Raw genomic sequence first — 14,193 nt, 5'->3', positions numbered from 1 at the left:
AGTCGACCCAGAGGTCCAATCAGTAATGAAAACAAGTATTTTTGCGGCCCTTGCGGCAGCGAGCATCGCCGCAGGCGCTGCATTTGCCCAAGAAGACAGAGTGTATATCCAGGTCGAGGCGCGCACCAGTCTGAACGGTGCCCAACAAAGCATCCGGAATTTTTCCGAAGAATTTCAGGACGTAAACGGATTCGCACTTGGCGGCGGGTGGTATGGCGTGGCGCTTGGCCCGTTCTCCCGCGCCGATGCGGAGGCCCGCCTCGGTGAGTTGCGACGTGCCGGTGCGATCCCGCCCGATTCCTACCTTGAAACCGAAAGCTCCTATGGTCAGCAGTTCTGGCCGGTTGGCGCGCAGGTCGGACAGAGCGATGTGGTTCAGCCCGAATCCGATCCGGCAGCCACCGCCCCGGTGCCCGAAGCGCCCGTGATTGCACAAGCCGACACCGCTGCGCCGGACCCCGCACCCCAGGTCGCGCCCGAGCCAGCGCCAGAGCCGGAGGAAACCGTCCGCGAGGCCCGCGCCTCCGAACGCAGCCTGACCCGCGCGGAACGCGACGAGCTTCAGATCGCGCTGCGGTGGGCCGGGGTCTACAACGCCCGAATCGACGGAGCCTTCGGCGCCGGCACGCGCCGGGCCATGGCCGCATGGCAAAGCGCCAACGGCCTTGAGGCCACCGGCGTTCTGACCACGCGCCAGCGCGCACAGCTCCTTGGCCAGTATTACGCCATTCTCGAAGGAATGGGCATGGCCCGCGTTGCGGACGCCCGCACCGGCATCACCATGGAACTGCCGATGGGCGTGGTGGAATTCGACCGCTACGAGGCTCCGTTTGCCCTGTTCAAATCACGCGGCGATCTTGGCGCCCAGGTGCTGCTGATCTCGCAACCGGGCGACCGGCAGACCATGAACGGCCTCTACGAGATCATGCAGACGCTCGAAATCGTACCTCTGGAGGGTACGCGCGCGCGTGAAAGCGACGGATTCGTGCTGACCGGTCAGAACGACCGCATCCACAGCCACACCGAAGTCGGCCTGAGCAATGGCGCGCTGAAAGGGTTCACACTGATCTGGCCGGCGGGCGACGAGGACCGCCGCGAGCGCGTGCTTGGCCTGATGAAAGCCAGCTTCGAGCGGACGGGCGGCGTGCTCGATCCCGCCACGGTCACCGATCAGGGGCAGTCGGTCGATCTGGTCTCCGGCCTCAAGGTGCGAAAGCCCAAAGGCTCTGCCTCCGGTTTCTTCATCGACACGCGCGGCGCGGTCCTGACCAGCGCCGACACGGTGGCCAATTGCGAGCGTGTGACGCTCGAAGGGGCCTATGACGCGGAGGTCGTGGCTTCCGATGCTGCCCTTGGCGTTGCCGTCCTGCGCCCCACAAGCACCCTCGCCCCGCGCAAGGTGGCTCAGTTCAACGTGGACGCCCCGCGCCTGCAATCGGAGGTTGCCGTTTCCGGCTATTCCTTCGGCGGTGTTCTCGGCGCGCCCTCGCTGACCTTCGGCACGCTGGAGGATCTGCAGGGGCTGGGCGGAGAGCAGCAGCTCAAGCGCCTCGCACTGGCCTCCATGCCCGGCGATGCGGGCGGGCCGGTTTTTGATACCGGCGGCACGGTCGTCGGCATGCTGCTTCCGCGCGAAGAGGACGGCACCCGCCGCCTGCCGGAAGGTGTGAGTTTCGCCACCAAACCGGTGCAAATCCTCGAATTCCTGCGCGCGCAGGGCATTCAACCGATCGCCCGCGGCACCTCCAGCCCCATGGAACCCGAGGACCTGACGGCGCTTGGCAGGGACATGACCGTGCTGGTGAGCTGCTGGTAAGCACCGAACCACCACCGGCAAATTTCCAAGGAGCGGTCCCACGGGGCCGCTCTTTTTGTGTGCGGTCGCGACGTTATTCCAACTTGCGCGAACGCCGCGCAAAGTTATTGTGACAATCATGACCCACGCCGCACCGCAGAAACCGGCCGAAGACAGCCGCGATGTGACTGTAATAACGTCCACTTCTCCCATGGCCTCAAGCAGCCACGGGGGCCGGGCGAAGTGTCTGCAGCGGCTTGTCCGGCTCGAATTGCCGGTTCCGCACACCGTGGCGCTGTCTTTCGACGCGGTGCATGGCATCGCTGCGGGTAATTTGCCCGATGTCGAGGCCCTGGTGGACAGCTTCCCGAACGGTGCGCTGCTCTGTGTGCGCCCCTCGTCCGAGGACCCCGATTGGGGCGGCCCCGGCGCCATGCTCAACATCGGCATGAACGACGCGCGCTTTGTGGAACTCTCGGACCGCATCGGGGCGGAGGCTGCCGCTCTGCTCTACCTGCGTTTTGTGCAGGGCTATGCGATCCATGTTGCGCGGCTCGACCCCGACATGTTCGACGATATCGAAGAGGCCGGGCACGAAGGCCTCTCCGCCGCCCTCGCCGCCTATGAAGAAGAGGCCGAAGAACCCTTTCCCCAGGACCCCGCAACGCAGCTGCGCGAAGTGCTCCGCTCCATGGCCCGCGCCTGGGAGGGCACGACCGCGCGGCTGTTGCGGCAGGCTCGCGGCGCGCCCACGGATGCGGGGCTCGGCCTCGTTGTGCAACAAATGGCGCTTGGCGTCGGTCAGGGCGAATGCGGCTCCGGTGTGCTGCAGCTTGTCGACAGTGTCACTGGCCTGCGCCAGATCACCGGGCGTTACCTGAGCCAGAGCCAGGGCCGCGAGGCGCTGGAGCGCGGCTGCCAAAGCCTGTACCTGACCCGCGATCCCCGTGGCCCGTCGCTCGAAGAGCTTGCGCCGGAAGCCTTTGAGGCGCTCAAGGCCCATGCCGAGCTGATGCGCCGCAAACTGCGGGCGGAAATGCAGATCGAATTCACGCTCGAAAACGGCCGGCTGCACATTCTCGACGGGGTGCGTGTCGACCGCTCGCCCCGCGCCGCCGTGCGTATCGCGGTCCGGCTTGCCGAGGATGGCATCATCCCGCCGCAGGAGGCGCTGATGCGCGTCGATCCGCACTCACTCTCCGAGCTGCTGCACCGGCAAGTCGCCCCGGACGCGCGGCGCGATGTCATCGGACAGGGCATCGCCGCCTCGCCCGGGGCCGCCACCGGAAAGATCGTGTTTTCCGCCGCCGAAGCGCAGGCCAGCGCCGCGCGCGACGAGGCCTGCATTCTTGTCCGCCGCGAAACCGCCCCGGAAGACATTCGCGGCATGCATGCCGCCGTTGCCGTGCTGACCGAACGCGGCGGCATGACCAGCCACGCCGCCGTCATCGGACGCGGGCTTGGCCTGCCCTGCGTCGTTGGCGCCGCCCGCATGAAATTCGGGCTCAAGCGCAAGATCCTGGTTGCGGAGGATGGCCGCACCTTCCGCGAGGGCGACGTGATCACCATCGACGGCACCCGGGGCCAGATCCTCGCCGGTGCGCCGCGCATGATCGAGCCGGTGCTCGATGACAGCTTCCAGACGCTCATGGGATGGGCTGACGAGGCCCGCGACATCGGCGTGCGCGCCAACGCCGACACCCCCGCCGACGCCGCCACTGCCCGCAATTTCGCCGCGCAGGGCATCGGCCTGTGCCGCACCGAACACATGTTCTTCGAAGAAGATCGCCTGACGTCCATGCGCGAAATGATTTTCGCCGACAGCCCCAAGGATCGCGAGGCTGCGCTCGCCGTGCTGCTGCCCATGCAGCGCACCGATTTCACCGAGCTTTTTCGCATCATGGAGGGACTGCCCGTCTGCATCCGCCTGTTCGACCCGCCGCTGCATGAATTTCTGCCCACCAGCCGCGCCGGTCTGCGCGATCTGGCCGAAGCGCTGGATCTTCCGGTCTCGGACGTGACCCGCCGGGTCGAGGCCATGGGCGAATACAACCCCATGCTCGGCATGCGCGGTGTCCGGCTTGGGATCACGGTGCCGGAAATCTACGATATGCAAGCCCGCGCCATCTTCGAGGCGACGCTCGACGCCAGCCGCGACGGCGCGCCGGTTGTGCCGGAAATCATGCTGCCGCTGGTCTCTGCCAAGCGCGAGGTGGAAATCCTGCGGGCCAGGATCGACGCCGTCGCCGCCAGTGTCCGTGCTGAACGCGACGCGGATTTCGATTATCGCCTCGGCGTGATGGCCGAAACGCCCCGTGCCTGTCTGCGCGCCGACGAAATCGCGCAGCACGCCAATTTCCTGTCCTTTGGAACCAACGACCTGACCCAGATGGCCTATGGCCTCTCACGCGACGACGCCGGACGTTTCATGTCGGCCTATGTCCAGCAGGGCGTGTTTCCCGAGGACCCCTTCCACGTGCTCGACATCGAAGGCGTCGGCGAGCTTGTCGCCATCGGGGTCGAGCGGGGACGCCAGGCGCGGCGCGATCTGACCGTCTCGATCTGCGGCGAGCACGGCGGCAATCCCGAATCGATCCAGTTCTGCCGCGCCCTCGGCATGAACTATGTCAGCTGCTCGCCCTTCCGGGTGCCCGTCGCGCGCCTCGCGGCGGCACAGCTCGCCATCCGCGACCGCCTGGGCGAGAACGTCTGAGCGCGTCCTGCCATCAGGCGGCCGTATCCGGCCTGTGATCAGCCCAGACAGGCCTCCACCTGAGCGGCGAAGTCCTCACCGCGCTTTTCGAAGTTGTCGTATTGATCAAAGCTGGCCGCGGCGGGCGCAAGCAGCACCACGTCCCCTTCCTCAGCCTCGGCCACAGCTTGCGCCACGGCCCGCTCCATGGTTGTGCAAATTTCCGCCTCCACCCCGGGAAGCCCCAGCGCAAAGGTCTCCGCCTCCCGGCCGATCACGTAAGCCTTGGTCACATGCGGCAGACCGGGCGCCAGCGCCGCCAGCCCCCCCTCCTTCATCAACCCACCGCAGATCCAGCGGATGTTGCCGAACGCCAGCAGCGCCTTGAGCGCGCTGTCCACATTGGTCGCCTTGCTGTCGTTGACATAGCGCACCCCGCCCGCCTCGGCGATGGTCTGGCTGCGATGCGGCAAGCCCTTGAAACTGTGCAAACCGGCCTCGATTTCGCGCGGGCCGAGGCCAAGTGCCCGACACGCCGCATAGGCCGCGCAGGCATTTTGATGGTTGTGCGCCCCCGGCAGGCCGCCGATCCCGCGCAGGTCGATGGATGCCACCTGACGCCCCTTGCGCCATTCCGTCAGGAATCCCTTGCGCGCAAAAACCTGCCAGCCCGGGCCGCTCAGCTTCTGACCCGACGAGATGCGGATCACGCGATCATCCCCCGGTCCTTCCGCCATCTGGTTCGCCAGATACCGGCCCTCCGGCTCATCGACCCCGATCACCGCGCGATCCGGCCCGCCTTCGGAAAACAACCGCCGCTTGGCCGCGAAATACCCGCCAAGTCCGGCATGCCGGTCAAGATGGTCCGGGCTGAGATTGGTAAGCACTGCAACATCCGGCGTCAGCGCCCGCGCCAGATCGGTCTGATAGCTCGATAATTCCAGAACAACGACACTGCCGTCTTCAAGTGGATCGATGTCCAGCACGCCGCGCCCGATGTTGCCCGCCAATTGGCTGTCACGCCCCGCCGCGTGCAGGAGGTGATGGATCAGCGCAGAGGTGGTGGATTTGCCGTTGGAGCCGGTCACCGCGATGACCTTGGGCATGCGATCGAAGGCCTCCCACCCGTGCCCCATTGACCGGAAGAACAGACCGATGTCGTTATCCACCGGCACACCGGCTTCCATCGCGGCGGCAATCACCGGGTTCGGCGCGGGGTAAAGATGCGGAATGCCCGGCGAGACAATCAACGTGGCCAGATCCGCAAAGGCGGCCGGGCGTGTCATCTCTCGCGCCTCGAACCCCTCTTCCTCGGCCCGCGCCCGCGCCGCCGGATTGTCGTCCCAGACCATCACCTCTGCGCCGCCCTCGCGCAGCGCGCGCGCCGCCGACAGCCCCGAGCGCCCAAGGCCCAGAACCGCCACTGTGTGGCCTTCAAATCCAACGACTGGAATCATGTCCGATTTCCCCATGGCCAGGCGGGGCGGCTCTCACGGCCCACCCCACGTCTTCCTGGCAAAATACTCAAATGCAACGCCGCCACAAGCGGCCCGTCCGTCCCCGCCGCTCCGATCGCGCAGCGCGCCCGCCCGAGGACGTCGCCGGAGGCGAAAGGACGAGACAACCAGCGCGCCGAAGGCGCACCGCCAGATCACACCCGCTCAGCGCACCTTCAGCGTGGCGAGGCCCACAATGGCGAGGATCAGAGAGATGATCCAGAACCGGATCACGATCTGCGGCTCGGCCCAGCCTTTTTTCTCGTAGTGGTGGTGGATCGGTGCCATCAGGAATACGCGTTTTCCGGTGCGCTTGAAGTAGAGCACCTGGATGATCACGCTCAGGGCCTCAACCACGAACAGACCGCCAACAATGGCCAGGACAAGCTCGTGCTTGGTCGCCACGGCAATCGCGCCAAGCGCGCCGCCAAGCGCCAGAGAGCCGGTATCGCCCATGAAGACCGCCGCCGGCGGGGCATTGTACCACAAAAAGCCAAGCCCACCGCCGACAACACCGGCAGCAAAGACAAGGATCTCCCCCGTGCCCGGCACATAGTGCACGTCAAGATATTCGGTAAAGTCGACGCGCCCCACCGCATAGGCAATCACGCCCAGCGTCGAGGTCGCGATCATCACCGGCATGATCGCCAGACCGTCAAGCCCATCGGTCAGGTTTACCGCATTGGCCGATCCGACGATGACGATGATTGCGAAGGGCACAAACAGATAGCCGAGGTTGATCAGCGTATCCTTGAAAATCGGCAGCGCCAGTTGATAGGTCAACTCCGCCGGGTGGAACTGCGCAGCCCAGAACCCGGCAAGGCCCGCAATCAAAAAACCCAGCAAAAGCCGCACCTTACCGGACACGCCCGCGGTGTTCTGCTTCGAGACCTTGGCATAGTCATCGGCGAAACCAATGGCGGCATAGGCCACCGTCACAAACAGCACCATCCAGACGAACGGATTGTCCAGGCGCGCCCAAAGGAGCGTCGATGTCGTCAGCGCCCCGATGATCAGCAGACCGCCCATGGTCGGCGTGCCCGCCTTGATGAAATGCCCCTCCGGCCCGTCCGTCCGGATCGGCTGGCCCTTGCCCTGCCGTTTGCGCAGAACGTTGATGAGCGGCAGGCCGAAAATGAACCCGAAGATCAGCGCCGTCAGGAAAGCGCCGCCCGCACGGAAGGTGATATAGCGGAAAAGATTGAAGAAATCTCCCCCGTCGCTCAGTTCCGTCAGCCAGTAGAGCATTTCCGTCGTCCTTACGTCTCTAGGTTCGCTGGGCCTTGGCCCATTTTGCGGATTGCGTCAACCACGCGGGCCAGCCCCATCGAAAGCGAGCCCTTTACCAGCACAACGTCGCCCGCATCAAGCCCGTGGCCCAAACCCTCCACCATGGACCCAGCGTCGGGCTCCCATCGGCCGCGTTTTTCCTCGGGCAATGCCTCCCACAGGTGCCGCATGAGCGGACCGATGCAGTGCACGCGCGCGATTCCGGCCATCGCAGGCAGATCCGCAATGGCGGCATGCAGTGCGGCTTCGCTCTGCCCCAGTTCCTTCATGTCTCCGAGGATGGCGATGCGGCGGCCTGTGCCAACCCGGCCAACTTCGTCCACCGGCACTGCCGCCGCCAGCACCTCCAGCGCCGCCCCAAGCGAGGCGGGATTGGCGTTATACGCATCGTCGATCAGTTCGAGCGAGAACTCGGGCCGCGCGATATCGAGGACGATCCGCTCGCGCGCGCCGCGCCCCGCGCCGGGGTTCCATTGCGCCAGCGCCATCACGGCCTCCGCCCGGTCCAGCTCCAGCGCATCGACCACCGCCAGCACCCCCATGGCGTTCAGCGCGAAATGCCGCCCCGGCACCATCACCTTGTACAGCACCCCATGCGCGCCGATCTGGCCATGGGCCACGGTCACGGTATCGCGCAGAGTGACATCGGCCACGCGGTGCGTGTTGCCGGATTTCTCTCCGAATTCATAGACATGCGCCGCGTGCGCACGGGCGGCCTCGCGCAGGATGTCACTGACAGTCAGATCACCGTTGAGAACGGCGGTGCCGCCCTCCTCCAGCCCGTCGAAGATCGCCGCCTTCTCCCCGGCGATGCCTTCAAGGCTTTCGAAAGCTTCAAGGTGCGCGGGCGCGACAATCGTGATCATCGCCACATGCGGGCGGGCAAAGCAGGCCAGCGGAGAAATCTCGCCGGGGTGGTTCATGCCGATCTCGATCACCGCAAAATCGGCGTCGCGCGGCATCCGCGCCAGCGTCAGCGGCACACCCCAGTGATTGTTGTAACTCTTCTCGGCGGCGTGAACCGTGCCCATTGTTCCCAGAACCGTGCGCAGCATCTCCTTGGTGGAGGTCTTGCCGACAGAGCCGGTGACCGCGACCACGCGCCCTTCGAACCGCGCCCGCGACGCCTCTCCGAGAGCCTCCAGCGCGGCCTGGACATCCTCGACAAGCAAGAGCGGCGCATCCTCGGCGACGCCCTCGGGAATGCGGCTGACCAATGCCGCCCCCGCGCCCTTTTCCAGGGCCTGCGCCACAAAGTCATGGCCATCGCGGGCCGCCGTCAGCGCCACGAAAAGATCACCCGGAGCGATGGTCCGGGTGTCGATCGACACGCCGTCCACGGCAAAGGGGGCAAGCGCCTTGCCGCCCGTGGCCGCTTCGGCCTCATCAGAAGTCCAGAGCGTCACGAGCCCCTCCCGTCCAGCGCCGCAACCGCGACACTTGCCTGTTCCGCATCGTCAAAGGGATAAACCGTGTCGCCCACGGTCTGCCCGCTTTCGTGGCCCTTGCCGAGCACCAGCAGCGCGTCGCCCGGACCGATGGCGTCCACGCCGCGCAGGATCGCCTCGGCACGGTCGCCAAATTCCAGCGCCTCGGGCGCGCCGGCCTTGACCGCCGCACGGATCAGCGCCGGATCTTCACTGCGCGGATTGTCGTCCGTCACGATCACCAGATCGGCGTTCTTTGCCGCAGCCTGCCCCATCAGGGGCCGCTTGGATGTATCCCTGTCGCCGCCAGCGCCAACGATGGCGACCAGCTTGCCCATCACATGCGGGCGAAGCGCCTGAATTGCCGTCGCCACGGCGTCCGGCGTATGCGCGTAGTCCACGAAAACCGCCGCGCCATTGTCGCGGGTCGCCGCAAGCTGCATCCGCCCGCGCACCGTTCCGAGGCTCGGCAGCGTGTCGAACACATCGGACGGATCCGCCCCGCAGGCAATCACCAGACCCGCCGCCAGAAGCACGTTTTCCGCCTGGAACCCGCCAATCAGGTTCAGCCGCGCCTGACGAACCATGCCATTGAAGGACAGTCGGATTTCCTGACCCGTCGCATCAAAGCGCTGGCCTTCAAGACACAGATCGGCGGCCTCACGGCCCACGGTGATGACCTGCTGACCGCGCGCCCGCGCAATGGCCAGCATGTCTACGCCGTGTGGATCGTCGATGTTGATAACCGCCGTGCCATCCTCGGGCAGAACACGGGCGAACAGCCCCGCCTTGGCATCGAAGTAGGCCTCGAAGCTGTTGTGATAGTCCAGATGATCCTGCGTGAAATTGGTAAAGCCGGCCGCGCGCAGGGTCACCCCGTCAAGCCGCCGCTGCTCAAGCCCGTGGCTGGATGCCTCCATCGCGGCATACTCCACGCCCGCCTCCTGCGCGCCCGCCAGCATCCGGTGCAGGGTGATCGGCTCCGGCGTGGTGTGCTTGAGCGGAGCCTGCCAGTCGCCCTCGACGCCGGTGGTCCCGACATTGACCGCCCGCAGGCCAAGCCCTTGCCAGATCATCCGCGTGAAAGTGGCGACCGAGGTCTTGCCGTTGGTGCCAGTCACCGCCGTCATGACATCGGGCTGTCCGCCGAACCAGAGCGCCGCCGTATAGGCCAGCGCCTGCCGTGGATCGCCCGCGATGATCAGCGCCGCGTCCGAGCCTGCCAACGCCGCTTCTGCGATCTCGGCGCCCTCCTTGTCGGTCAGGATTGCTGTCGCGCCCTGCGCCAGAGCGGTCTCGACGAAGGTCGCGCCGTGCACCCGCGTGCCGGGCATGGCAGCAAACAACGTCCCTGCCCGCACCTCGCGGCTGTCGACCGCAAGACCGGTGATCCGCGCTTCGCGCCCGCCCCGGGCCGTCAGCCCCAGCTGTGCAAGACTTTTGGCCTCAACGCCCATATCCGCCCCCTGACTCACTTCGCGCCGCTGCATACGCCAATGCCCGCCAAGTTGCCATATGGATCGACCATCGCCCTAGTGCACCGGCGCCGAGGTCTGCATGACGCGTTCAAGCTGCAGACGCGCCACATCCGGTCGCAGCCCGAGCAAAGGCGCAATCCGCCCGATCATCTCCGCCGCCACCGGCACCGCGGTCCAGCCCGCTGTGCGGCGCGGTTTGGTTCCGGAGGTTTCCACCGGCTCGTCCAGCGTCACCACCAGCACATAGCGCGGGTCATGCGCCGGGAAGATGCTGGCGAAGGTGTTGATGTTCTTGTCTTTATAATAGCCGCCGCCGCGCTCCTTCGGCTTTTCCGAGGTGCCGGTCTTGCCGCCGACGAAATAGCCCGGAACCTCGCCGAAACTCGCGGTGCCCTCGGTTACAACCTTGCGCAGCATGTCGCGCGCCGCTGCCGCAGACGCCTCGGACATCAGCCGCGTCCCAAGATGCGGTCCGTTCTGCTTCAGCAATGTCGGCTTGACCTGCAGGCCGCCATTGGCAATCGCCGCATAGCCCGCCGCAAGGTGCAGCGGAGAGGCGGACAGCCCGTGACCATAGGAAATCGTCACCGCGCTCAGCTCGGTCCAGCGTGTCGGATACAGTGGCTGCCCGCCCTGCGCCTCGACGATTTCCAGCGGCGTCGGCTCGAACAGGCCTAGGCTCTTCAGGAATTCCTGCTGCCGTGCCGGCCCGATCGCCAGCGCCAGCTTGCCAGTGCCCCGGTTCGAGCTCTTGACGATGATCTGCTCGACGGAAATCTCGCCATAGTTGTGGTTTTCAAACTCGCCAATGCTGTGCCCCCCCACCCTGAACGGCGGGCGGGTGTCGATCATCGAATTGGTGTTCACCAGCCCGAGGTCGAGCGCCTGCGTGGCGGCGAAGATCTTGAAGGTCGAGCCAAGCTCATACACCCCCTGCACGGCGCGGTTGAACAGCGGGCTGTCGGAGGGATTGCCCTCGACCAGCGGACGTGGCCGCTTGTTGGGATCGAAATCCGGCAGCGAGGCAATAGCGATGACCTCGCCGGTGTGCACATCCATAAGCACAGAAGCCGCGCCCTTTGCGTTCATCAGCTTCATGCCCGCATCCAGCACCTCTTCGGTAACGGACTGAACCGTCAGGTCGAGCGAAAGCTGCACCGGCGCGCCTTCGCGGGCCGGATCACGCAGCTGTTCGTCGAGGTATTTCTCGATCCCCGCCGTACCGATCACTTCCGCCGCGTGGACGCCCTCGCGGCCAAAGCTCGACCCGCCGAGAACATGCGCCATCAGCGCGCCATTGGGATAAAGCCGCATCTCGCGCGGGCCGAACAGCAGGCCGGGCTCACCGATATCGTGCACCTGCTGCATCTGCTCGGGGCTGATTTTCTTTTTGACCCACAGGAACTTGCGCTTGCCGCTGGTGAAATCGCGCAGCAGCCGTTCGTGATCGAGATCCGGGAAGATCCTGACCAGCTCGGCAGCCGTGCGTTCCGGCTCGATCATCTGATGCGGATGGGCATAGAGGCTGTGCGTCGACATGTTCGTGGCCAGCACCCGCCCCCGACGGTCGGTGATATCGGCGCGGCTGGCAATGATTGAATTGCCAGAGGCATGCGCACGCGGCTCGCGCGGCTCCGTGGCCGCCAGCGTACCCATACGGGCGCCGATCACCGAAAAGGCACAGAAGAACGTCAGCCCAAGCACCAGAAGGCGGCCCTCGGCCCGCACGCGGCTCTTGTCGCGCATCTGCTCATGGCGAATACGCAGGTTCTCACGTTCGATGGCGTCCGGGTTCTCGCCCTTCTGACGGGCTTCGAGAATGCGGGCAAGCGGGCGCAGTGGGGTTCGGATCATTCGTCGGCTCCCGCGCTGGTCACGTCTATGGGTTCACTGATGTCGATCTTTTCCGGCATCGGGAAGGCCACCTGATCGACACGGCCGAACTGATCGGCGCGCAGCGGCAGCAGGCCCAGACGGGCAAAGTTGAGATCCGCAAGATCGCGAAGCCGGTCAGGCCGGTTGAGGTAGGCCCATTCCGCGCGCAGGATGGCCAGCCGCTCCCGCGCCGCGCCAATCTCCTGCTGCAGTGCCTGAACCCGGTCCAGCTCGGCCTGCGTGGCATAGTTCTCGCGGTAGGCCCAAAAGCCGGAACCGATCACCGCCATGGCGGTCAGAAGAAACAACAAGGTGCGCATGGGTCATTTTCTCCTGTTGTGATCCGGGGTCGAAATTTCATCGGCGGCAAGGTCCATGGCCGAAACCGTGGTCCGCCGCCCAACCCGCAGCTTGGCGGAGCGGGCACGGGGATTGACAGCCAGTTCCTCCTTGTCCGGCCCGACCGCCTTGCGCGTGATGACATCGAAGGGGGCGGTGGGTTCGTGGGTTTCGTCGGAATAGCGGTTCACATGCCGCTTGGCCTCGCCGTGGAGCTGGAAAAAGCGTTTGACCATGCGATCCTCGACCGAATGGAAGGTGACAACCGCCAGCAAACCGCCCGGTTTCAACACCCGCTCCGCCGCCAGAAGCCCCTGCCACAGCGCCTGATACTCTTCGTTCACGGCGATGCGCAGGGCCTGAAAACTGCGGGTTGCGGCATGGGCCTGGCCCGGCTTCGTCCGGCCCAGCGCTCCCTCGATCAACTCGGCAAGCTCCAGCGTGGTCTCGAATGGCTTGATCTCGCGCGCCCGCACGATGCGGCCCGCGAGCTTGCGCGACTGCCGTTCCTCGCCATAGTGATACAGAATGTCGGCCAGCTCTTCCTCGGGCAGATCGTTCACCAGATCCGCCGCCGAGGGGCCCGATTGTGCCATGCGCATATCCAGCGGACCGTCCTTCATGAAGGAAAAGCCGCGCTCGGCGCGGTCAAGCTGCATCGAGGACACGCCAAGGTCGAGCACCACGCCGTCCACGTCCTTCGCACAGCGATCCATTTCGGAAAAATTGCCTTCGACCAGCGTCATGCGATCCGCGTAGGGCGCAATCCAGTCGATAGCCAGATCATGTGCCAGCGGGTCGCGGTCAATGCCGATGACATGCTCTGCACCGGCCTCCAGAAGGCCGCGCGCGTAGCCACCCGCCCCAAGGGTGCCGTCGATCCAGACACCTTTGACCGGCGCCACCGCGTCAAGCAGCGGGCGCAACAAAACGGGAATATGCGGCGCGCCCTGGGGATCGGCCATCACAGCACCTCGTCTTCCTCGTCCAGAAGCTGCGCGAGATCGAAGTCCTCGGGCAGATCCTCCAACAGAGCCTCGGCGTTGGCCCGGTTCTCTTCTTCAAAGGTTTCGGGGTTCCACACCTGAAAGGTGTCGAGGTTGGAGGCAAAGTACGCCTCCCCCGAAATCCCGGCCTTCTTGCGCAGCGCGGCGGACAGTACGATGCGGCCTGTCTCATCCACGGAGGTGGTCACGCTCTGCGTCGAATAGATGTATTCGAGAAGTTTCCGCTTCTTGGAACCGCGCGGCATGGCGGCGATGCGATCTTCGACCGCTTCCATTTCCTCGACGGTGAAACATTCCAGATAGGGCTTTTTCGGGTCGCCATAGACGATGACGAAGTTCGGGTTCAAACCCTCGGTCCAGTCCGGATCACCGGCCTGAAGCACACGGCGAAACGGGGCCGGGATGCTCACCCTGCCCTTCGTGTCCACCTTGTTGGTGAACTCACCTCTGAACCTCAGCCTGCGGCTCACTCCGCCTGCCCCTCTATACCGCCCCCTTGAAACGAAATACGGCGGGTTGATCTGCTGCCACTGATCAACCCGCCGCTGACCCGCATTGGCGGGTATCTCCGACTGCGCGCGCCACCTGGGGGGATGTCTGCTCGCCCGCGCGCCGGATCCTTGTTGTCACGATGAAGGGCGGTGCCTGTATGATACCTGCTCTTTTTTTATTATTGGAACTTGGTGCGGGGTCTTGCGCCCCTTGCCGTCCCTCATCGTGTGATACAGGGATGCCATGGGAATTCATGGTAATCAACTGTTTTCTGCGGGACTTCGGCACATCATATTGTCCAC

General features: G+C 65.3%; 10 protein-coding genes. 2 read left to right on the top strand and 8 right to left on the bottom strand.

Going from position 1 to position 14,193, the window contains the following annotated elements; all coding sequences use genetic code 11:
* The first annotated feature begins 100 nt into the window (after positions 1-100).
* Together ACN2XU_RS07650 and ACN2XU_RS07645 are read left to right on the top strand one after the other, a co-directional pair.
* Positions 101-1,816, top strand: coding sequence for a trypsin-like peptidase domain-containing protein (locus ACN2XU_RS07650; protein WP_419409828.1), 1,716 nt, complete (start codon positions 101-103; stop codon positions 1,814-1,816).
* A gap of 118 nt (positions 1,817-1,934) precedes the next feature.
* On the top strand, positions 1,935-4,508 hold the full coding sequence (locus tag ACN2XU_RS07645; RefSeq protein ID WP_419409827.1) for a putative PEP-binding protein: 2,574 nt from the start codon (positions 1,935-1,937) through the stop codon (positions 4,506-4,508).
* Between the two features lie 38 nt (positions 4,509-4,546).
* Here ACN2XU_RS07645 and murD read toward each other — a convergent pair whose 3' ends face one another.
* From murD to mraZ, 8 genes are all read right to left on the bottom strand, one after another.
* Positions 4,547-5,944, bottom strand: a complete 1,398-nt coding sequence (gene murD / locus ACN2XU_RS07640; RefSeq protein WP_419409826.1) for a UDP-N-acetylmuramoyl-L-alanine--D-glutamate ligase — start codon at positions 5,942-5,944, stop codon at positions 4,547-4,549.
* A gap of 204 nt (positions 5,945-6,148) precedes the next feature.
* Positions 6,149-7,231: a phospho-N-acetylmuramoyl-pentapeptide-transferase gene (mraY, locus tag ACN2XU_RS07635; RefSeq protein WP_419409825.1), complete on the bottom strand. Its 1,083-nt coding sequence runs from the start codon at positions 7,229-7,231 to the stop codon at positions 6,149-6,151.
* Positions 7,232-7,242: 11 nt separating this feature from the next.
* Positions 7,243-8,679, bottom strand: a complete 1,437-nt coding sequence (locus tag ACN2XU_RS07630; RefSeq protein WP_419409824.1) for a UDP-N-acetylmuramoyl-tripeptide--D-alanyl-D-alanine ligase — start codon at positions 8,677-8,679, stop codon at positions 7,243-7,245.
* Entirely contained in the window at positions 8,676-10,157 is a 1,482-nt protein-coding gene (locus ACN2XU_RS07625; protein ID WP_419409823.1) for a UDP-N-acetylmuramoyl-L-alanyl-D-glutamate--2,6-diaminopimelate ligase, read from the bottom strand. Before ACN2XU_RS07625 ends, ACN2XU_RS07630 begins: the two co-directional genes overlap by 4 nt.
* A gap of 75 nt (positions 10,158-10,232) precedes the next feature.
* Positions 10,233-12,032, bottom strand: a complete 1,800-nt coding sequence (locus ACN2XU_RS07620; RefSeq protein ID WP_419409822.1) for a peptidoglycan D,D-transpeptidase FtsI family protein — start codon at positions 12,030-12,032, stop codon at positions 10,233-10,235.
* The gene (gene ftsL / locus ACN2XU_RS07615; protein ID WP_419409821.1) at positions 12,029-12,373 is read right to left on the bottom strand and encodes a cell division protein FtsL; all 345 of its coding nucleotides are present in this window, start codon (positions 12,371-12,373) and stop codon (positions 12,029-12,031) included. Before ftsL ends, ACN2XU_RS07620 begins: the two co-directional genes overlap by 4 nt.
* Positions 12,374-12,376: 3 nt before the next feature.
* The gene (rsmH, locus tag ACN2XU_RS07610; RefSeq protein WP_419409820.1) at positions 12,377-13,357 is read right to left on the bottom strand and encodes a 16S rRNA (cytosine(1402)-N(4))-methyltransferase RsmH; all 981 of its coding nucleotides are present in this window, start codon (positions 13,355-13,357) and stop codon (positions 12,377-12,379) included.
* Complete coding sequence (gene mraZ, locus ACN2XU_RS07605) at positions 13,357-13,869, bottom strand: division/cell wall cluster transcriptional repressor MraZ (RefSeq protein WP_500797236.1); 513 nt, start codon at positions 13,867-13,869, stop codon at positions 13,357-13,359. The genes rsmH and mraZ overlap by 1 nt, the downstream gene beginning before the upstream one ends.
* Positions 13,870-14,193: the final 324 nt, after the last annotated feature.

Source organism: Pacificoceanicola niger (assembly GCF_048553275.1).
GTDB lineage: Bacteria > Pseudomonadota > Alphaproteobacteria > Rhodobacterales > Rhodobacteraceae > Pacificoceanicola.
This window is presented reverse-complemented; position numbering and strand designations above follow the sequence as displayed.